General features: G+C 64.0%; 18 protein-coding genes. 10 read left to right on the top strand and 8 right to left on the bottom strand.

From position 1 onward, the window contains the following. Positions 1–59 precede the first annotated feature (59 nt). Positions 60–818, top strand: a complete 759-nt coding sequence (locus HWX14_RS11445) for an SDR family oxidoreductase (protein ID WP_175883560.1) — start codon at positions 60–62, stop codon at positions 816–818. Positions 819–898: 80 nt separating this feature from the next. On the opposite strand, the gene HWX14_RS11440 is transcribed toward HWX14_RS11445, so the two are convergent. Both HWX14_RS11440 and HWX14_RS11435 read right to left on the bottom strand, forming a co-directional pair. Further along, the gene (locus HWX14_RS11440) at positions 899–1,273 is read right to left on the bottom strand and encodes a hypothetical protein (protein ID WP_175882816.1); all 375 of its coding nucleotides are present in this window, start codon (positions 1,271–1,273) and stop codon (positions 899–901) included. Positions 1,274–1,366: 93 nt separating this feature from the next. Further along, positions 1,367–1,594, bottom strand: a complete 228-nt coding sequence (locus HWX14_RS11435; protein WP_175882815.1) for a hypothetical protein — start codon at positions 1,592–1,594, stop codon at positions 1,367–1,369. Here HWX14_RS11435 and HWX14_RS11430 point away from each other — a divergent pair. The 5 genes from HWX14_RS11430 (at position 1,593) to HWX14_RS11410 (ending at position 9,219) form a co-directional block, all read left to right on the top strand. Then, complete coding sequence (locus tag HWX14_RS11430; protein WP_175882814.1) at positions 1,593–2,516, top strand: LysR family transcriptional regulator; 924 nt, start codon at positions 1,593–1,595, stop codon at positions 2,514–2,516. The genes HWX14_RS11435 and HWX14_RS11430 overlap by 2 nt on opposite strands. Before the next feature lie 251 nt (positions 2,517–2,767). Further along, positions 2,768–6,022: an efflux RND transporter permease subunit gene (locus HWX14_RS11425; protein ID WP_175882813.1), complete on the top strand. Its 3,255-nt coding sequence runs from the start codon at positions 2,768–2,770 to the stop codon at positions 6,020–6,022. Continuing rightward, complete coding sequence (locus HWX14_RS11420; RefSeq protein WP_175882812.1) at positions 6,012–7,217, top strand: efflux RND transporter periplasmic adaptor subunit; 1,206 nt, start codon at positions 6,012–6,014, stop codon at positions 7,215–7,217. Before HWX14_RS11425 ends, HWX14_RS11420 begins: the two co-directional genes overlap by 11 nt. Then, positions 7,210–8,676, top strand: coding sequence for an efflux transporter outer membrane subunit (locus HWX14_RS11415; RefSeq protein WP_175882811.1), 1,467 nt, complete (start codon positions 7,210–7,212; stop codon positions 8,674–8,676). The genes HWX14_RS11420 and HWX14_RS11415 overlap by 8 nt, the downstream gene beginning before the upstream one ends. Positions 8,677–8,946: 270 nt before the next feature. After that, a complete protein-coding gene (locus HWX14_RS11410; RefSeq protein WP_175882810.1) occupies positions 8,947–9,219 on the top strand; it encodes a DUF4148 domain-containing protein in 273 nt (90 codons plus the stop codon). A gap of 382 nt (positions 9,220–9,601) precedes the next feature. On the opposite strand, the gene HWX14_RS36425 is transcribed toward HWX14_RS11410, so the two are convergent. After that, positions 9,602–9,949, bottom strand: coding sequence for a hypothetical protein (locus tag HWX14_RS36425; RefSeq protein WP_244130204.1), 348 nt, complete (start codon positions 9,947–9,949; stop codon positions 9,602–9,604). 139 nt (positions 9,950–10,088) lie between these two features. On the opposite strand from HWX14_RS36425, the gene HWX14_RS11400 reads away from it, so the two are divergent. Continuing rightward, complete coding sequence (locus HWX14_RS11400; protein ID WP_175882809.1) at positions 10,089–10,394, top strand: DUF4148 domain-containing protein; 306 nt, start codon at positions 10,089–10,091, stop codon at positions 10,392–10,394. A 221-nt stretch (positions 10,395–10,615) separates the two neighbouring features. On the opposite strand, the gene HWX14_RS11395 is transcribed toward HWX14_RS11400, so the two are convergent. From HWX14_RS11395 to HWX14_RS11385, 3 genes are all read right to left on the bottom strand, one after another. Next, positions 10,616–11,251 carry an ABC transporter ATP-binding protein gene (locus HWX14_RS11395; protein ID WP_175883558.1) on the bottom strand — a complete coding sequence of 212 codons (636 nt, stop codon included), beginning with the start codon at positions 11,249–11,251 and terminating at the stop codon, positions 10,616–10,618. Positions 11,252–11,262: 11 nt separating this feature from the next. Further along, positions 11,263–12,465, bottom strand: coding sequence for a hypothetical protein (locus HWX14_RS11390; RefSeq protein ID WP_175882808.1), 1,203 nt, complete (start codon positions 12,463–12,465; stop codon positions 11,263–11,265). 112 nt (positions 12,466–12,577) lie between these two features. Next, positions 12,578–13,978, bottom strand: coding sequence for an MFS transporter (locus HWX14_RS11385; protein ID WP_175882807.1), 1,401 nt, complete (start codon positions 13,976–13,978; stop codon positions 12,578–12,580). A gap of 96 nt (positions 13,979–14,074) precedes the next feature. Here HWX14_RS11385 and HWX14_RS11380 point away from each other — a divergent pair, with 96 nt between their 5' ends. Then, entirely contained in the window at positions 14,075–14,947 is an 873-nt protein-coding gene (locus HWX14_RS11380; RefSeq protein WP_175882806.1) for a LysR family transcriptional regulator, read from the top strand. A 165-nt stretch (positions 14,948–15,112) separates the two neighbouring features. Here the strand turns inward: HWX14_RS11380 and HWX14_RS11375 are convergent, their stop codons facing one another. Further along, positions 15,113–16,114, bottom strand: coding sequence for a zinc-binding dehydrogenase (locus HWX14_RS11375; protein WP_175882805.1), 1,002 nt, complete (start codon positions 16,112–16,114; stop codon positions 15,113–15,115). A 135-nt stretch (positions 16,115–16,249) separates the two neighbouring features. On the opposite strand from HWX14_RS11375, the gene HWX14_RS11370 reads away from it, so the two are divergent. Then, complete coding sequence (locus HWX14_RS11370) at positions 16,250–17,143, top strand: LysR family transcriptional regulator (protein ID WP_175882804.1); 894 nt, start codon at positions 16,250–16,252, stop codon at positions 17,141–17,143. Positions 17,144–17,182: 39 nt separating this feature from the next. On the opposite strand, the gene HWX14_RS11365 is transcribed toward HWX14_RS11370, so the two are convergent. Continuing rightward, a complete protein-coding gene (locus HWX14_RS11365; RefSeq protein ID WP_175882803.1) occupies positions 17,183–18,100 on the bottom strand; it encodes a LysR family transcriptional regulator in 918 nt (305 codons plus the stop codon). A gap of 117 nt (positions 18,101–18,217) precedes the next feature. Here HWX14_RS11365 and HWX14_RS11360 point away from each other — a divergent pair, with 117 nt between their 5' ends. Beyond that, a complete protein-coding gene (locus tag HWX14_RS11360; RefSeq protein ID WP_175882802.1) occupies positions 18,218–19,027 on the top strand; it encodes an alpha/beta hydrolase in 810 nt (269 codons plus the stop codon). Positions 19,028–19,034: the final 7 nt, after the last annotated feature.

Below are 19,034 nucleotides of genomic sequence, written 5' to 3'. Positions count from 1 at the left end.
GGCGACGACATCGACCATCGCCCGCGTCCCCCGTCACTCAACCCGCAGGAAATCACGCCATGTCTGTCTCGAAGAAATTCGCCGCCGTCACGGGCGCCGGCTCCGGCATCGGTCGCGCCGCGGCCCTCGCGCTCGCCCAGGCCGGCTTCACCGTCGCGCTGCTCGGGCGCACGGAGGCGTCGTTACGCGAAACTCAGGATGCCATCCGCGCCGCGGGCAGCGACGCCGAAGTGTTTCCCGTCGACGTCACCGACGAAGCCTCGGTCGACCACGCGTTCGCGCAGATCGCGCAACGGTTCGGCCGGCTCGATGTCCTGTTCAACAATGCCGGCCGCAACGCCCCGGTCATGTCCCTCGACGAATACGAACTCGACGTGTGGAACAGCGTCGTCGCGACGAACCTGACCGGCGTCTTTCTGTGTGCGCGCGCCGCGTGGCGACTGATGAAAACGCAGACGCCGCAGGGCGGCCGAATCATCAACAACGGCTCGATCTCGGCGCACGCGCCGCGCCCCGATACGATCGCGTACACGGCCACCAAGCACGCGGTGACCGGGATCACGAAGTCGCTGGCGCTGGACGGCCGCCGGCACAATATCGCGTGCGGGCAGATCGACATCGGCAACGCAGCGACATCGCTCACGGAACGGATGACGCAAGGCGTCCCGCAAGCGGACGGCAGCCTCGCGCCCGAGCCGCGGATGGACGTCGCGCATGTCGCGAACGCGATCGTCCAGATGGCGAACCTGCCGCTCGACACCAACATCCTCAACATGACGATCATGGCGACCGCGATGCCGTTCGTCGGGCGCGGATAGCACGCGGTGCAGCCTGCGCCAAACAGGCAGCCGTTCACGCACCGGCGGCTACCGAACCGCTCCGTAGCGACGACGCAGCTTCAGTGAGGCAGGCTGATCGCCTGCCGCTCGTCCTCGAGCAGTTGCGTCAGCGAACCGTGCAACCGTTCAACGCTGTGCGGCGGGAGTGCAAAGCTTGCCCAACCGAGCCCGCTATGACGCAGTAACAGCACCACCCCGCCCTGCACCCGATGGCGCTCGACATACCAGCCGGGATTCATCTCCGTCACGAAGGGCTGCGCGTGCGGAGGACGTTCCGGCACGGCGGGCTGCATCGACGCGCGCAGCAAGCTCAAGTACTGGATGACCGCATCCACGTCTTCCGGATCGAGCACGGCCGAGCCCCGTTCGATCGACATCAGCACCACGAGCTTGCCGCGCTCCTCGATCATCTTGATGTTCAACGGTTGTGCCATCTTCGTCGTCCTTGCCGCGGTTACGTGATCCTATTGTCGACTTCGGTACACGTCGGCCGCCTGAAGATTCGTGATCTGCACATGAATCTTTTTTTAGAAAGTCTTTGTAAAGCGCGTCGCGCCATCGTCTGTCGGGCTTCGTCGCTTTCTAAACGAAATTTCATCCAGCCAGCGCTGTTTTTTCAGCATCCGCCGCCCGCGCGCATTCCACAATTGATGCACTGCCCGCCCCGGCAGGTGCAGCGCGATGCGCCGACGTAGCCCGCTGAAAGCGGACGTCGCCGCCCCGTATTTCCGGCAAATCCATTCCTCGCCGATCATGAACCAACTGCAAGCGATGCGTGTCTTCACGCGTGTGGTCGAGTTGTCGAGCTTCAGTCTCGCCGCACGTCAGCTCGGCATGTCGGCCGCCGCGGTCACGCGCAGCGTCGGCATGCTCGAGGCCCATCTGAACATGCGTCTGCTGAACCGGACCACGCGCAGCCTGTCGCTCACCGAGACGGGCCGCGAATATCTCGACGGCTGCCGCACGATCATCGACAAGCTCGACGAGATCGAATCGAACCTCGCGCAGGTCAATCGCGATCCGCACGGCACGCTGCGCATCGCCGCGTCGGCAACCTCGGTCGCGGCCGGGCTGTGCGCGCTGCTGTCGACGTATCGCCTCGCGCATCCGCGCGTGCGATTCGACGTGACGACCTTCGATACCCAGGTCGACATGGTGGAAGGCGGCTACGACGTGTGCTTCTGTGACGATCACCGCCTCGTCAACTCGACCTTCGTGTCGCGGACCTTGACGAGCGTGCGCGACGTGGTCGTCGCGTCGCCCGACTACCTCGCGCGCCACGGCACGCCCGTCGAGCCGGTCGAACTGAATGCGCACAGCCTGCTGACCGTGTCGAACGGCGGCGCGCGCAACTGGGAGTTTTCGGCTGCCGACGGTTGCTGCCGCATCTATACCGGCAATGCGCTGGCGTCGACCAGCAACATGACGGTGCGGATCGCGGCGCTCGATCACATGGGCATCGCGCAATTGCCGCATCCGCTCGTTGCCGACGATCTCGCGCGCGGCGCGTTGGTGCCGATTCTCGAACGCTACGAAGTGAACGGCGGCCCGCGCCGCATATCGATCCTCTACCCTAGCCGCAACTATCTGTCCACGAAAGTGCGCAGCTTCATCGACTACGTGGTCGACCACTATCGCGCGCTCGATCGCACCACCGTGCAGCTTGCCGCTGCCTGATTCCGCCGGATCGCGGCCGCGTGCGCAAGAAGGTCAACCAGCCAGGCGCGGCACCGCTGATCCGCCCGCTCCGCCGCTCGGGCTGCCTACCCGGCTGAGTCCGCCCGCTCCTTAAAACTTGTTTCATCTTTTTTACGACCGGCTGTTAGGGGCCGCTCCGCAGAATGCGGTCACCGGATGCGCGTCGGCAGGTTCCGAAGACGCGCACGTCCGGCTCATCTTCACGACGATATTGAACGGAGCAGCACCTCATGCTGAAAATTGTCCGGCTCGCGCTCGCCCGGCCCTATACGTTCGTCGTACTGGCGCTGCTGATCCTGATCGCGGGCCCGCTCGCGGCGGTCCGAACGCCCATCGACATCTTCCCGGACATCCGCATTCCGGTGATCAGCGTCGTCTGGAACTACGCCGGCCTGCAGCCGGACGACATGTCCGGACGCGTGATCACGTACTACGAGCGCACGCTCGGCACGACGGTCAACGACGTTCAGCATATCGAGTCGCAATCGTTCCGCGGCTACGGCATCGTGAAGATCTTCTTCCAGCCGACCGTCGATATCCGCACGGCGACCGCGCAGGTCACGTCGATCTCGCAGACCGTGCTCAAGCAGATGCCGCCCGGCACCACGCCGCCGCAGATCCTCAACTACAACGCGTCGACCGTGCCCGTGCTGCAGATCGCGCTGACCAGCCACACGCTCGACGAGCAGAAACTGGAGGATTACGCGGTCAACTTCATTCGACCGCAGTTGCTGTCGGTGCCCGGCGTCGCGATTCCGACGCCGTACGGCGGCAAGGCGCGTGAGGTGCAGATCGACCTCGACCCGCAGGCGCTGCAGTCGAAAGGGCTGTCGGCGCAGGATGTCGCGCACGCGCTCGCGCAGCAGAACCAGATCATCCCGGCCGGCACGCAGAAGATCGGCCGCTTCGAATACAACATCAAGCTCAACAACAGCCCGCTGTCGCTCGACGCGTTGAACGACCTGCCGATCAAATCGGTCGACGGCACGACGATCACCATCCGCGACGTCGCGCACGTGCGCGACGGCTACCCGCCGCAGGGCAACATCGTGCGCGTGGACGGCCACCGCGCGGTGCTGATGAGTATCCTGAAGAACGGCTCGGCGTCGACGCTCGACATCATCGCGGGCGTGAAGGCGAAGCTGCCGCTGGTCGAACAGACGCTGCCGCCGGGTCTGAAACTCGTCACGATGGGCGACCAGTCGACCTTCGTGAAGGGCGCCGTCAGCGGCGTGGCGCGCGAAGGCATCATCGCCGCCGCGCTGACCTCGCTGATGATCCTGCTGTTCCTCGGCTCGTGGCGCTCGACGCTGATCATCGCCGCATCGATCCCGCTGGCCGTGCTCTCGGCGATCGCGCTGCTCGCGGCCACCGGCGAAACGCTGAACGTGATGACGCTCGGCGGCCTCGCGCTCGCGGTCGGGATCCTGGTCGACGATGCGACGGTGACGATCGAGAACGTGAACTGGCACCTCGAACAGGGCAAGGACACGCGCACCGCGATCGTCGACGGCGCGAAACAGATCGTGATGCCCGCGCTCGTGTCGCTGCTGTGCATCTGCATCGTGTTCGTGCCGATGCTGATGCTCGACGGCATCTCGCGCTTTCTGTTCGTGCCGATGGCCAAGGCGGTGATCTTCTCGATGGTGTCGTCGTTCGTGCTGTCGCGCACCTTCGTGCCGATGCTCGCGCAATACCTGCTCAAGCCGCACGCATCGGCCGGTCACGCGTCGGGCGAACTGGCCGCGGTCATGGATCCGCACGCGGGCCATGCCGGCGCGCACGACGTCCCGCCTTCGCGCAATCCGCTGGTGCGCTTCCAGCGTGCATTCGAGCGCCGCTTCGAAGCCGCGCGCGCGTCGTACCGGATCCTGCTCGGCCTCGCGCTCACGCGCCGCAAGCCGTTCGTCGTCGCCTTCCTCTGCGTCGTGGCCGCGTCCTTCCTGCTCGCGCCGTCGCTCGGCCGCAATTTCTTCCCGACCATCGACTCCGGCGAGATCGCGCTGCACGTGCGTGCGCCGGTCGGCACCCGCGTCGAGGAAACCGCCGCGGAACTCGACCGTATCGAGAACACGATTCGCGGCGTGATTCCGCCCGCGCAGTTGCGCGAAGTGATCGACAACATCGGCTTGCCGAACAGCGGGATCAACCTGACCTACAACAACAGCGGCACGCTCGGGCCGCAGGACGGCGACATCCTGATCTCGCTGTCGCGCGATCACGCGCCGACCGCCGGCTACGTGCACACGCTGCGCGAACGCCTGCCGCGCGACTATCCGGGCACCACGTTCTCGTTCCTGCCCGCCGACATCGTCAGTCAGATCCTCAACTTCGGCGCACCGGCCCCGGTCGACCTGCAGGTGGCCGGCCCGAACCAGCAGGCCAATCTCGCTTATGCGCACGAGCTGTACCGCAAGCTGCGCCTGATCGCCGGGGTTGCCGATCCGCGCATCCAGCAGGCCAGCACCTATCCGCAGTTCACGGTGACGGTCGACCGCACGCGCGCCGACCAGCTCGGCATCACCGAGCAGGACGTGACGAACTCCGTGGTCGCGACGCTGGCCGGCACCAGCCAGGTCGACCCGACCTACTGGCTCAACCCGCGCAACGGCGTGTCCTATCCGATCGTCGCGCAAACGCCGCAGTACAGGATGACCACGCTGACGGCGCTGCGGAACCTGCCGGTTACCGGCGCGAACGGCCAGTCCCAGCTGCTCGGCGGCCTGGCCACGATCACGCGAGGCGTCGGCAATGCAGTGGTGTCGCACTACAACATCGAACCGCTGTTCGACCTCTACGCGACCACCCAGGGCCGCGACCTCGGCGCGGTCGCGGCCGACATCGACGATATCGTCAAGGCCACCGCGAAGGATCTGCCCAAGGGCTCGACCGTCACGCTGCGCGGCCAGGTGCAGACCATGAACGGCGCGTTCGCCGGCCTGCTGCTCGGCCTCGTCGGCGCGATCGTGCTGATCTACCTGCTGATCGTCGTGAACTTCCACTCGTGGGCCGACGCTTTCGTGATCGTCTCGGCGCTGCCGGCCGCGCTGGCCGGCATCGTCTGGATGCTGTTCACCACGCATACGCCGCTGTCGGTGCCGGCGCTGACCGGCGCGATCCTGTGCATGGGCGTGGCCACCGCGAACGCGATCCTCGTCGTCAGTTTCGCGCGCGAGCGCCTGGCCGAAACCGGCAACGCGCTGGCCTCCGCGCTCGAAGCCGGTTTCACGCGGTTCCGCCCGGTGCTGATGACCGCGCTCGCGATGATCATCGGCATGGCGCCGATGGCGCTCGGCCTCGGCGACGGCGGCGAGCAGAACGCGCCGCTCGGCCGCGCCGTGATCGGCGGCCTCGCGTGCGCGACGATCGCGACGCTGTTCTTCGTTCCCGTCGTGTTCAGCCTCGTGCATCGGCGCGACGCGCTCAAACACGACGCGTCCCGCGCTTCCTCCCCTTCCGCGTCCGGAGCTTCCCATGTCCACTGAGATCGATATCAAGTCGCCGAAACGGCTGCCCAACCTCAAGCTCGTCGCCACGCTCACCGCGCTGATCGCGGTCGGCATCGTGGCGACCGGCATCGTCGGCCGCGCGCACGCGAAACAGGAGATGACGGCCTGGTCCGCCGAACAAGCGGTGCCGACCGTGGTCGCATATACGCCGTCGACCGGCGGCGACGGCGCGACGCTCGTACTGCCCGGCCATCTGTCGGCATTCGAGAGCGCGCCGATCCATGCGCAGGTGTCGGGCTACCTGCATGCGTGGTACACCGATATCGGCGCGCACGTGAAGTCGGGGCAACTGCTCGGGCTGATCGATACGCCCGAGCTCGACCAGCAACTGCAGCAGGCGCGCGCCGACCTGCAGAGCTCGCTCGCCAACGAGAAGCTGGCCGCGTCCACGGCCGCGCGCTGGACCCGGATGCTCGCGCAGGATTCGGTGTCGCAGCAGGAAACCGACGAGAAAACCAGCGACCTCGCGGCCAAGCAGGCGATCGTCGCGGCCAACGAAGCCAACGTGCGGCGCCTCGACGCGCTGGAGGCGTTCAAGCGCATCGTCGCGCCGTTCGACGGCGTCGTCACCGCGCGCAAGACCGACATCGGCCAGTTGATCTCGGCCGGCGGCGGCGCAGGCCCCGAGCTGTTTGCGGTGTCCGACGTCCACCGGATGCGCGTCTACGTGAGCGTGCCGCAGAACGAGGCCGCCGCGATCCGGCCCGGCATGACGGCCACGCTGACCGTGCCCGAGCATCCGGGCGAGACCTTCCGGGCGACGCTCACGGACACCGACGACTCGATCGCCGATTCGACCGGCACGCTGCTCGTGCAGTTGATGGTCGACAACCGCGACGGCAAGCTGATTCCCGGCGAATACACCGAAGTGCATTTCGCGCTGCCGGCCGGCAGCACCCACGTGCTGACGATTCCGGCCAGCTCGCTGATTTTCCGGCAAGCCGGCCTGCAGGTCGCCGTGGTCGGCAAGGACGATCGCGCGGTATTCAAGCCCGTGACGATCGCGACCGACCTCGGTACGCACGTGCAGATCGCGACCGGCCTCGCGCCGGACGATCGCGTGATCGACAACCCGCCCGACTCGCTCGCCGACGGCGACCCGGTCAGGCTCGCGGCGCCGGCCCGCACCGTCGCATCGGCCGCGCGCGCCACGGAGCATGCGCATGGCTAACCGGCTTCGGCTCTGCGCGCTGCTCGCCGGCGTCGCGTTCCTCAGCGCGTGCTCGTTCGCCCCCGCCTATCACGTGCCGCAGACGGCGCTGCCGGCCAGCTTCAAGGAAGCGGGCGGCTGGCAGGCCGCGAAGCCGGCCGACCGCATCGCGCGCGACGGCTGGTGGAAGGCGTTCCGCGATCCCGTGCTCGACCGGCTCGAAGCACGGGTGGCCGCGGCCAACCCCGACGTGGCCGCGGCCGTGGCCCGCCACGACGAAGCCGCCGCGCTGTTCGATCAGGCGCGCTCGGGGCTGTTCCCGACCATCGGCCTCGGCGCGCAGATTTCGAGCAACCGTCAATCGGCCGCGCGGCCGCTGCGCGGCTCGAATCAGCCGAACGTCTATGGCGCCAACACGCTCGACGCCGGCTTCGACTACGACCTCGACCTGTGGGGGAAAGTCCGCAACGAAGTCGCGGCCGGGCGCGCCGACGCACAGGCCAGCGCCGACGATCTCGCGTCGGTGCGGCTGAGCCTGCAGGCCAGCCTCGCCAACGCGTACTTCAGCCTGCGCGGGCTCGACCAGCAGCAACAGTTGCTCGCCGACACGATCGACACGTATCAGCGCGCGCTGCGGCTGACGATGAGCCGGCACGCGGGCGGCATCGCGTCCGATCTCGACGTGTCGCGCGCGCAGACCCAGCTCGATTCGGCCCGCGCGTCGGCCGAGGATATACGGGCGAGGCGCGCGCTCTACGAGCATTCGATCGCGACGCTCACGGGCGTACCGGCATCGTCGTTCGCGCTGACGCCGGACCTGAGCGCCGCGTATCTGCCGACGATCCCGGCCGGCCTTCCCGCGACGCTACTGCAGCGGCGCCCCGACGTCGCGGCCGCCGAGCGGCGCATGGCCGCCGCCAACGCGAAGATCGGCGTGGTGCGCGCGGCGTTCTTCCCCGACATCACGCTCGGGCTGGTCGGCGGCTACCAAAGCTCGGGCCTCGGCCACTGGCTCCGCGCACCGAACGAGATCTGGTCGATCGGGCCCAGCCTCGCGCTGACGCTGTTCGACGGCGGCCGGCGCCAGGCGCTCACCGACCAGGCACGCGCGCAGCTCGCCGAGAACGGCGCGAAATACCGCGCGGTGGTGCTCAATGCGTGCCAGCAGGTAGAAGACAACCTCGCGCTCACGCACGACCTCGGCGACGAAGCCGATCGCGAACAGGAAGCGCTCGACGCGGCCGAACGCACGTTGCAGCTGTCGATGTCGCGCTACCGGGATGGCGTCGTCAGCTATCTCGACGTGGTAACGGCGCAGACCACCGAACTCAATACGAAAGTCGCGATGCTGGAATTGGACACGCGCCGGCAACTGGCGGCGGTGGGGTTGATCGCCGCGCTGGGCGGCGGATGGTCGACCGATGAAGCCGCATCCGGTGCACAAGCCCCGGCCGCGACGCCGGTCCGTTCAACGGACTGAATCCCTTGCGACATGGACGAGGCGTGTCGCATTTCAAGGCACCCGTCGCGATGACGGGTGCCGTTTTTTACGTCGGCCCGGCCGCTCGGAATGCTTCACGACATGCCGGTTTCATGTCGCCGCAAATGCACGCCGGCGCATGAATTTCTTTTCACGCTGCGTACGCCGATCCGCTAATGTCCGCCCCCTATGCTTGTCCTCAACCCGTGCGCGACACCGACACGCCGCGCCAGGGGATGAACCCGTTCAATCATCATGAGGACTCCCGACATGAAAACTGCCAACATCGTCGCCACTGCCCTGCTCGCCGCAATCGGCACGCTGTCCGTTCCCGCGTTTGCACTGACCGGCAGCCGGCCGATGCAGATCTCACCGGCCGCCACCAAGGACGGCGCGCCCGGCACCCAGGCTGCCGGCCAGTGGGTGCCGCCTTACGGCCAGCCGATCCACGAGAAGACGCGCGCCGAGGTCCATGCCGAGCTCGTGCATGCCGAACAGGACGGGCAGCTCAAGTACCTGAACTCCACGCTTTATTCGCATTGATGCGCACGACCGTGCGGCCGGGCGTGGTGCCCGGCTCACACCGCACGCGCCATCCGCTCCGCCACCCGTCCACCGAATTGCTCACCCTCCATGAAGCTTCGTCCGTTGCTCGCTCGTTCTGCCCGTATCGCACTCGTCGCGATTGCGGCCGGCGTCATGTTGTCCGGCTGTGCCTCCGCGCGGCCCGACGGCCCCGGCGATTGTGTCGGCCCGCCCGACTTCTGCGTGCCGTTCTTCGGCGCGTAAACGAACATGACGGGCGCGCTGCCATCGGCAGGCGCCCGTCATGTTCATTGCGCGGCCGGAACCGCGCGTTCATGCGTCCGGCAGCGTCACCGGGTAGCCGTAGCGGCTCACCGTATCGATTCGGACATCGGGCAGATCAGCCCTGGTGCGATTGTGTGCTCGATCTATCCGCGCGATGCGAGGCGAGATTCCGTGCGGCATCGATCGCACGATCTCGATGTTCGGCTTTTACGTGCGCGAGCGTCACATCGGCGATCGCGAGCCCTGTTCCCTGCACCTTCGCGAACGCCGGCAGCGACGAACACGCCAGCGCGATCAGTCCAGCCATCATGACGGTTGATTTCATTGCGTTGCTCCAGAGCGCGCCGCGCCGTGCGCGGCATCGATTGATCCATCGCTCGACGATACGCCGCGGCGCCTGACCATCCGGGAACACGCGCATGAAGGATTCTTTAACTTTCAATGCAGTCAGCAGCCAGTGCATGACCCGATCCGGATTTTCCTAAAACATGTTTCATCATCGCGCTGCTGTTTGGATAGTCCGCTATGCCTAATCTTCGTCCCGCGGCCGACGCAGGCATCCTGCCGGACGGCCTCGACCCAACGCTATCCAGGAGCCGAAGATGCATCATCCCGCCCGTTACCTCGTCTGCGCCGCCATGCTCGCATTGAGCGTCTCCGCGTATGCCGAGACGAAGCTCACGTCGGCGCAATGCCATGACTATCCGTTCGTGCACACGAACGGCCAGGTCTCCCACCGACAGCTCGTCAACGAACTGAACGAGCTGGAGTCCGTCGGCTACAACCCGTCGTCCGGAGACGAGAGCAGCTATCCCGACGATATCGATTCGGCGCAGGCGCGCCTGATGCAGAAGTACCGGCGCGATTGTGCCGGGGCAGCCAATACCGTCGCGTCGAGCGGTAACTGAATCGCCCCGCGGCAACCCTTCTGCGAGTTTGCGCGCGAGCCTCGGGGTCGCGCGCGTTTTTTGGGGTTGATGCGACTCGATCGTCGACAGCACGCGTTACCGTTTATCGGCCGGCGGGGGCGCAGCATAAACCGATCCAGGAATTTCGCCCCACGAATCAGGATTGGACGCGAATCAACATCATGGGCTGCCAAACCATTGCGACCGGCGTGACCGGTGTGTCAGATGCCCGCCGTACCCACCGCGCCCAGATCGGCAAAACTGATTGTTCTCGCATCGCAGCCTTCGGTGAACTCGAGATCATGACTCGAAAAGAACACCACCCGATCTTTTGCCAGCGTGCGGAACATATCCATGAGGACGCCGCGTGCAGCGGCGTCGAGCCCGTTGCTGGGCTCGTCCGCAATGACGACCGAGGCTTTCCCGAGTGTGATGGCACTCAAGAAAATCTTCTTGCGTGTGCCGAGCGACATCTGCTCAAAGCGCTTTTCCAGGTGTGGCGCCAACCCGAAACGATGCGCCAGATCGAGCGTGACGTGGTCGACGACCGTCTTTTTGGTCGACGCGACGAGTTCGAGAAACTCGCGCCCGGTCTGGAACGGATACGCCATGCAATCGTCGGGCACGTACGCTAGTGAGGACTTTGCCTCGAGCGGCGCTTCACGTAGCGAATAACCATTGATCCAGACATCGCCTTCATCGGCATCGATGGTCCCGGCCAGGATGCCAAGCAAGGTCGACTTGCCGCTGCCATTCTCATCACAAAGCGCCACACACCCCGCCCCGAACCTGTGATGCAGTCCGTGGAATATGACGCGTTCACCATAACGTTTTCGGATGTTTTCAATTCGAAGCATCGTGAAGTCAATCAGACGAAGATTTGCCATGCGGCGACGATCCAGACCACGGCGAGTATTGCGCCGAACAATACGGATTCTCTCGGCGCATAGCGTTGTGGCAAACGCAGCAGTGCGAGCAGCGGCGCCCCTGCCAATACGATGGCAACGGCGACCTGTACCGACAGGACTCCGTGCGCTATCAGAAGCAGTGGTGTGGCCGCCGCAAATGGCAGTGCAATCGCGGCGACCGTCAGTACATCCGCACGAACCTGCACAATGGCGCGCAGTGGGAGCGATCGCACAAAATGGGCCGCCCGAACATGACTCGCGCGCAAATCGCGATAGGTCGTCGCCGCGATCAGCGCGATCACGGCCTGCGCGATCAGCGTCAAGGGCACGACGCGTGTGTCGAAACCCCACAGGCGAGCCACGTAACAAGTGGAAACAGCGACTGTGCCCATGACTACGCAGCGGCTGACGGTCCCTGCGAAGTGACACCCCAGAATACCGAGTTGAAGTTTTACGAAAGCCGGAAGCCGGCGTGCCACATCGACGAACATGTGACCGGCTACTCGACGCCACGTTATACCGAACCGCCTCGCATGCGAAGACGATGCCGCAGGCGTATGGACCAACGCGAACGCTGCAATGATCAACGACGCTACGAGCAGCGTCGTCCGCACGGCATGACCTGTCTGCAGCGCGCCGATCAGAATGAAATTGGCGACCACCAAAGGAGTTCCGTTGCGGATATTGCGCGACAACGCGGCCAATTGCCACCCAAGCGTAATCGTCATCAAACCGATAACGTACAGATAGTTCGAGGCCTTATCCGGCAAGTAAGCGAACGCGATCGCCGCAGAAATGACGGGTAACAGCAGCGGCGTACTGGCGATCAGTACGACGGCTGCATCCAGCGTACGCTGACGCCGATCCGAAACAGGCAATGATTTGGCGAAGACGGCGAACGGGCCGCCGCTAATGGCCGTACGCTGGATCAGCACCCAAAGCATGCCGATGGCTTCGAGCATATGCACCCAGACGAACCGCCATTCGAAGCCGTGCCCTGCGGCCAAAGGCGCGAGTACGGGCGCGCCCAGGAGGCGGGACTGTGCGAACACGGGCATGGTAGGCAGCAACAGCAGGACACCAAGGGATAGCGCCTGCCAGTGCCGATGCAGCACCCGCGCCGTCGTCAGCACGTACCATCGCAATCGCCACGAAAGCATCATTTTTTATTCCCGTCACGCACCACGCGGCCCCGCGTGATCGAAGCGGTATCCTGCCATGTCGGCCGGCATGGCACAACTCGTGCGGCGACCTCCCGGCGCCCGATCGTCAGCGTCAGGACGGTGAATGGCCGTTCTGTCTTCGTGCCAGAGCCGGCGTGTGGTCCAAATTTCGCCAGGCCGTTGCGGCGCCGACCACCAGCAGGAGTACCGAAACGACCAATGCCCGCTGCATCCCGTGCATGAACGGCACCCACGCTGTCTGCCGAACGAAGAAGCCGAATATCGCGACGCCCATCACGCCACCGACCTGACGGGCCGCATTCAACAATCCCGATGCAACACCCGAGTGCGCACTACTCACGGCGGTGAGCGTCGCAGCGGTAATAGTGGGAATCGTCAGGGCGATGCCACTTCCTGCGAGCAGCATCGGGACTGCAAGCAGCCAGAAAGATTCTGCGGCGATTGCCGGCCACATCGCGAGATAGCCGGCTGCGGAAATCAGTAAGCCGACCGTCGCCAACGCCTGCGCGCCGAACCGACTCGCCAGTCGCCCGGCAACGATGTTCATCAGCATCAAAATACCCATCATCGGCAAGAGTGCGACTCCGGAGCGCACGGGTGTCATGTGCCAGACGGACTGAAAGAGCAGGCTTAACGTGAAGACGATGCCGTAGAAGACCAGATTCGCGATCATGCCGATAACCGTCGCGCTGCGGACGGTCCGGTCCTGCCACAATGCGGCCGGCAGCATCGCGGCCGGATTGCGTGCTTCCAATCGAATGAACACGATACTCAGCCCGATGCATAGTGCGAAGGCGCCGAGAACGATAGGACTGGTCCAGCCCAGCGCGCTGACTTCGGTCGATGCGAACGTGAGCAACGCCAGCGCGAACGCACCGGTGAGCTGCCCGGGAAGGTCCAGGCTCCTGCCACGCTGGGCTTTCGTATCAGGCGCGAATCTCCAGGTCAACCAGATGCCTGCAACGCCGACGGGCACATTGATCAGAAAAATGCTGCGCCAGCCGATCCCGGCGACAAGCAGCCCGCCCACAAGCGGTCCCGCGGCCAAGGCGATACCGCCGCCCGCGCCCCACCAGCCAATCGCCCGGCTACGCGCCGTCGTATCCTGAAACGCCAGACGCAGAACGGCCAGCGAATTCGGCACCAGCAGCGCCGCGCCTACCCCTTGGACGAGGCGCCACTCGATCAACGCCTGCATGGTTCGTGTCAAGCCGCAGCCGATCGATGACAGCGTGAATACCGCGTAACCCGCGATAAACACATGCTTTGCGCCAAGCCGGTCGCCCAGCGCGCCCGCGAACAGCAGCAACGACGCGAAGACGAGCGCATACGCATTGACGACCCATTGAAGGTCCGTGACGTCTGCGCCAAACACGGTCCGCAACGTGTCGAGCGCGACGTTGACGACACTGACGTCGACCAGAACGACGACAAAACCGAGGCATGCCGCAACTTGAACCAGCAATGCGTGATGTTTGGAGGGTGACGGCATCGACAATCCTTCGAATGGGGAAGGTCGAAGCGTAGAGGATCGCGGTCTGTGAGAATATTCCGCAAAATCGCACAGCAACCCGGAGAAAATGCACCGATGTTCGACTGGGAAAACCTTCGCTGCTTCATTGCCGTTGCGCAAACCGGCAGCCTCTCGGCCGCGGCACGACGACTGAATGTCGATCATGCGACGGTCAGTCGTCGCATCGGCGCGCTCGAAGCTGAACTGAAGTTACGTGTGATCGACAGATTGCCGCGCGCGTGCCGACCAACGTCGGCAGGCAGGCAGATTCTGCAACTCGCCGAGCAAATGGAAGAGCACGCGTTTGCGATCGAGCGCCTTGCGCTCGCGGAACACATGCCGATGCACGGCATGGTGACCATGAGCGTGCCGCCGGTGCTCGCGAACAACCTCTTCGCGAATCACCTTCATGAATTCGCTCGATTACACCCGGGCATTCGGCTGTCGATGGCCAGTCAGGCGCAGCGAATCTCGCTTGGCCGCCGTGAAGCGGATCTTGCGGTGCGCCTCGCTCGCCCCGACGAACCACAAAACGTCACGCGCAAGCTGGGTGAGATGACGTTCGGGCTATATGCGAGCCACGGATATGAGCACGCGTCCACTCCCGCCGATTGGGCATTCATTGGTTACGAAGCGCAATTCGCGGAAATGCCGCACCAGAAGTGGCTTGAGTCGATTGCCCAAGGTCGCCCGATCGTTTGCGAAGTCAGTGATATCACGACGCAGCAGGTGGCAGCCCGAACGGGTGTCGGCGTGGCTGGGTTGCCGATGTTCATGGGTGACAGCGATCCTGATCTGCAGCGCCTGCCGTTCGATGGGGAGTCGTTCTCTCGCGAAATCTGGTTGGTTGTACATGCCGATCTCAGGCATGCGCCGCTGATTCGCGCGGTGATCGACTTCATCTCGGGCGTGGTCGGCAGGACCTTCGCCCCGAATTTTCAGCAGTAACGACAGCTGCAACGCGGGCTTGCAACGTCGGGGCAAGTGTCCGATGCGACGCCGAACGGACATTCACCCACCGGCTTCTCGATTCCACGAAACACTGGCATTCCCGACTATCGCGTGGCAGGCCTTGAAAGGGCGGACACGAAACCGATACGCCCCATCGACGCTTCACGATTCGCTTATCAGTATCGCCTTTCGTCCATCGATGGGTTCGTAGGCCATAGCCTCGTCAATCAGATCAAAACTGAATTCCAGACCGAGGCTCGTCCTGAACACGGGGTCGCCGATCACGCTCTCGAGCGCACTCAGCGCAGCCACCAACCTTGCATGTTCTCTCACCGTGCGGCTCTCGAAATTGCTGAAACGCTGCATCGACAGATCTTTCATCATGAAGAGCGGCGCCGACACGGGAAACGGAACGGCTCGGGCCATCGTGCCGTAGAAATATACCGACGAGCGCATCGGCAGACAGGTTGCCAGCTGGCCGGTCAGTGCACCGCCCACCCCATCGAATACAGCCGTAGCGCCAAGCTCGGAGGACAGCTTTCCGAATGTGTCGGTAAAGTCTTCATCGACGCGCACGATATGCTCGATACCATGGCGTTGCAGCGCCTCCTGCGCAGCCTGGCTCCTCACCATGGAGATCGCCGGCATATTTCGCTGACGAGCGAGCGCCGCGAGCGCCAGCCCGGTTGCCGAGTTCCCCGCCGTGGCAATCACGCCCCGATGCCCGGCCTCGGTAATCGTTTCGAGAAACGCATAGGCAGTGATCACGTTGACGAGCGACCCGCAATAGTCCCGTGCGCTGACGTGTTCGGGCAAGATCAGGCAACTCGTGTAGGGCACCTGCGCTTTTTCGCACCAAAGCCCGATGTTGTACGCGCTACGGTTCAGCGATCGGTAGACAGCGACGCGTCTCCCCATATAACGCTCTGGGACACCGGCACCCGTCGCCACCACCGTCCCGGCGCCGGAAGCGCCCCACACGTCGCGCTGGCTCGCCGGCAGCGCTTTGCCATCGTCAGCCCGCATACGCAAAAATATCTTGTCGCCATGGTTGATTGCAGATGCCTCCATGTCGATCAGCACATGACCTGCTTCCGGCCGGCTCGGCGGCCGGATATCACGAACTTCCAACGAGCGTTCAGCGGTAACGCAGATAGCTTTCATGACGCGTTTCTCCAGCGGTAAACAGTGATGGCGGTAACTGCACAGCCGGTAACTTAAACAAGTAAGCCCGTTGCCGAAACGCAGCCGCCCGGCATACCATCGATTCCAATACAGAATGGATCGATACAAGTACTCATGGATCGCCTGGATGCAATTCGCCTGTTTGTCCGACTAGTCGAATGTGGCAGTTTTTCTGCCGTAGGGCGCGAGGAAGGCATTGGACAACCGACCGTAAGCAAGCAGATTGCCGCGCTGGAGCAGTATCTCGGCGCTCAGTTGGTGTTGCGAACGTCGCGTCAGGTGGTGATCACCGCGGCGGGCCAGGCGTTCTATGAATCGGCCAAGCCCTTGATGGAGGACTTCGATTCGCTGGAGTCGTCGGTCGGGACGCGACAGCACTCTCCGCAAGGCTTGGTGAGATTGACGACCGCGCCTGCCTACGGCCGCCTGTGCGTGACGCCGCTGCTTCCCGGGTTCTTTCGACAATATCCGGACGTTGCGCTCGAATTGTCCGTATCCGAGCGACAAGTCGATCTGGTCGGGGAAGGAGTGGATCTGGCAATCCGCCACGGGCCGCTGGTGGATTCCTCGCTGACAGCGAGAAAACTATTGGAGACGGAATCGCTGCTCGTGGCCAGTCTCGGCTATATCGCCGCTAAAGGCAGGCCTGCCCGGCTGGCCGATCTGGACGGACATACGGGCGTCGTCTTCGCTCGAAACCATGAGCGCCGCCCTTGGCGCTTCAAGGTCGGGCGGGAAACCGTCCATCGCGTTCCTCAGGGGTCTTTCTTTACGGGTGACGCAGAGCAGGTGCGCGCCGCGGTACTGCACGGGCTTGGCATTGCCCAGGCGCCACGATGGCTCTTCGCAGCGGAAATCGATACCGGGCAAGTCGAGGCCCTCCTGCCCGAGTTTCAGCCGGAACGCATGGCAACCCACCTCGTCTATCCAGCCGGTCGACGCGTACCGACGCGAGTTCGGGTGGTGATCGACTATTTGATGTCGGCACTCGGAACCACTTCTCCCTGAACCAGGCAAGCCGATAGCGCATCGTGGCTTGTCACTACCCTACCCTTTCATACTTCGATCCCAAGGAGGCTCATTGCCAAACGTTGCAGTCAGGTAGTCAACGAACCGTCGAACCTTGAGCGGTATGCGCCGAGCACTCGGGTAGACAGCCTGTATCGTCAACTCGGTTGCTCGGTAGTTTGGCAGTAGCGCGACGAGCTCGCCCCGTCGCACATGCTCCCCGAAGACGAAAGTCGGGCCGTACGCGACGCCAGCGCCTGCCAGCGCAGCAGACAGAAGCATTTGGGTGTTGTTGGCAGCGATTCGACAGGGCCCTTCGATAACATGCGCGCGGTTTTTCGCATCGAATAACGTCCAATCTCCGGCTGAGACGGCCTCGCTGAAGACGAGCCGCTGTGCATGACGCAGATCACTTGGCTTACGCGGCATTCCATGCCGCTCGATGTACGCGGGTGATGCGCATATGACCATTCGACATGGCGCGATGCGACTCGTGACGAGCGCGTTGCCCTGCAGTTTCCCAATTCGGATGGCGACGTCGATACCGGCCTCCAGGAGGTCGACATAGCGGTCACCGAGAAGCACTTCCACGTTGACCTGCGGGTGGTCCTCGAGATAGCGGGCAGTGACCTCGCCCAAGTGCATCGCACCGAAGGTGACAGGCGCCGCAATGCGTAGAACGCCGCGCGCCGTGCGTTGCGAATCGTGCGCTTCCCGGTTGGCGTCTTCGAACGCTTCCAGAATTTGCTTGCTGCGAGCGTAGTACGTCTGGCCGATATCGGTCAGGCTCAAACGCCGCGTGGTGCGTTGCAGAAGTCGCGCATTCAGTTGAGCCTCGATCGCACTCACGTGCTTTCCGGCCATCGCCGGCGACAATCCGAAGCGCCGCGCGGCCGCGGCCAGACTGCCTTCTTCGACCGCGGCGACGAATACGCCAAGGCTGGTCAATCGGTCCATTTTCGCGTTCACCTGATTCGATAACGCCATTATCGACTGCCGCTATCCTGCGCACAATTATCAAATTACAGGCTCGACGCTACGATTCCCCCATCCAACCGAGAAGAGGCAGCGCAAATGGAAATCGAAGTGAACGGCACGCGAATCCACGTGACCCAAGCCGGCCAGGGCGACCCGGCCTTGGTGTTCCTGCATTACTACGGCGGCTCGTCGCGGACATGGCAACGCGTGACAGACCAGCTATCGAGCCGATATCGCACCGTTGCCACGGATCATCGGGGCTGGGGCAAGTCCGATGCACCGGCAGATGGCTACCGTATTGCCGATCTCGCGGCAGACGCCGAGGGCATCATCAAGACATTGGGTTTGCAACGCTACGTACTCGTCGGTCATTCGATGGGTGGCAAGGTCGCGCAGTTCATCGCGTCGCGACGGCCGAACGGGCTTCAAGGTCTGGTGCTGGTCGCGCCATCACCACCCTCACCGATGCTGCTTTCCGCGGAAGAACGTGCGACGCTGACAGGCGCCTATCAATCGCGCGAGTCGGTCGAATTCGTTATCGACCACGTACTGACCGCCAAACCGCTCGACGCCGCCTGCCGCGAAATGGTCATCGAGGATAGCCTGAGGGGTGCTCCGCAGGCTAAAGCCGCTTGGCCGGAGGTGGCGATGCGCGAAGATATCAGTGCGGCGGTAACTTCGATCGACGTTCCGACGATCGTCATCTCCGGCGAATTGGACCAGGTGGATCGCGCGGTCACATTGCGGGCGGAACTGCTGTCGCGTATTCCGCAAGCGACCATGCACATTCTTCCTGGTGTCGGCCATTTGGCGCCGCTAGAGGCGCCGACCGAAGTTGCGCGAATCATTGAGAACTTCCTTGCCGCGGCAAAAACTGAATGGCGTGCTGCACCTGCCGCACAATGAACACCCG

The sequence above is a fragment of the Burkholderia sp. BCC0044 genome, from assembly GCF_902832955.1.
In the GTDB taxonomy this organism is placed as follows: Bacteria; Pseudomonadota; Gammaproteobacteria; order Burkholderiales; family Burkholderiaceae; genus Burkholderia.
The sequence above is the reverse complement of the archived record's forward strand: the minus strand, read 5'-3'. Positions and strand labels throughout refer to the sequence as shown.

Bases quoted from the DNA above. Each gene is read 5' to 3' on its own strand.
- HWX14_RS11375 (WP_175882805.1), bottom strand. From the start codon at position 16,114: ATGAAAGCTATCTGCGTTACCGCTGAACGCTCGTTGGAAGTTCGTGAT.
- HWX14_RS11415 (WP_175882811.1), top strand. From the start codon at position 7,210: ATGGCTAACCGGCTTCGGCTCTGCGCGCTGCTCGCCGGCGTCGCGTTC.
- HWX14_RS11435 (WP_175882815.1), bottom strand. From the start codon at position 1,594: ATGATCGGCGAGGAATGGATTTGCCGGAAATACGGGGCGGCGACGTCC.
- HWX14_RS11370 (WP_175882804.1), top strand. From the start codon at position 16,250: ATGGATCGCCTGGATGCAATTCGCCTGTTTGTCCGACTAGTCGAATGT.
- HWX14_RS11380 (WP_175882806.1), top strand. From the start codon at position 14,075: ATGTTCGACTGGGAAAACCTTCGCTGCTTCATTGCCGTTGCGCAAACC.
- HWX14_RS11430 (WP_175882814.1), top strand. From the start codon at position 1,593: ATGAACCAACTGCAAGCGATGCGTGTCTTCACGCGTGTGGTCGAGTTG.
- HWX14_RS11420 (WP_175882812.1), top strand. From the start codon at position 6,012: ATGTCCACTGAGATCGATATCAAGTCGCCGAAACGGCTGCCCAACCTC.
- HWX14_RS11390 (WP_175882808.1), bottom strand. From the start codon at position 12,465: ATGATGCTTTCGTGGCGATTGCGATGGTACGTGCTGACGACGGCGCGG.
- HWX14_RS11365 (WP_175882803.1), bottom strand. From the start codon at position 18,100: ATGGACCGATTGACCAGCCTTGGCGTATTCGTCGCCGCGGTCGAAGAA.
- HWX14_RS11425 (WP_175882813.1), top strand. From the start codon at position 2,768: ATGCTGAAAATTGTCCGGCTCGCGCTCGCCCGGCCCTATACGTTCGTC.
- HWX14_RS11440 (WP_175882816.1), bottom strand. From the start codon at position 1,273: ATGGCACAACCGTTGAACATCAAGATGATCGAGGAGCGCGGCAAGCTC.
- HWX14_RS11445 (WP_175883560.1), top strand. From the start codon at position 60: ATGTCTGTCTCGAAGAAATTCGCCGCCGTCACGGGCGCCGGCTCCGGC.
- HWX14_RS11400 (WP_175882809.1), top strand. From the start codon at position 10,089: ATGCATCATCCCGCCCGTTACCTCGTCTGCGCCGCCATGCTCGCATTG.
- HWX14_RS11385 (WP_175882807.1), bottom strand. From the start codon at position 13,978: ATGCCGTCACCCTCCAAACATCACGCATTGCTGGTTCAAGTTGCGGCA.
- HWX14_RS11360 (WP_175882802.1), top strand. From the start codon at position 18,218: ATGGAAATCGAAGTGAACGGCACGCGAATCCACGTGACCCAAGCCGGC.
- HWX14_RS36425 (WP_244130204.1), bottom strand. From the start codon at position 9,949: ATGCACTGGCTGCTGACTGCATTGAAAGTTAAAGAATCCTTCATGCGC.
- HWX14_RS11410 (WP_175882810.1), top strand. From the start codon at position 8,947: ATGAAAACTGCCAACATCGTCGCCACTGCCCTGCTCGCCGCAATCGGC.
- HWX14_RS11395 (WP_175883558.1), bottom strand. From the start codon at position 11,251: ATGCTTCGAATTGAAAACATCCGAAAACGTTATGGTGAACGCGTCATA.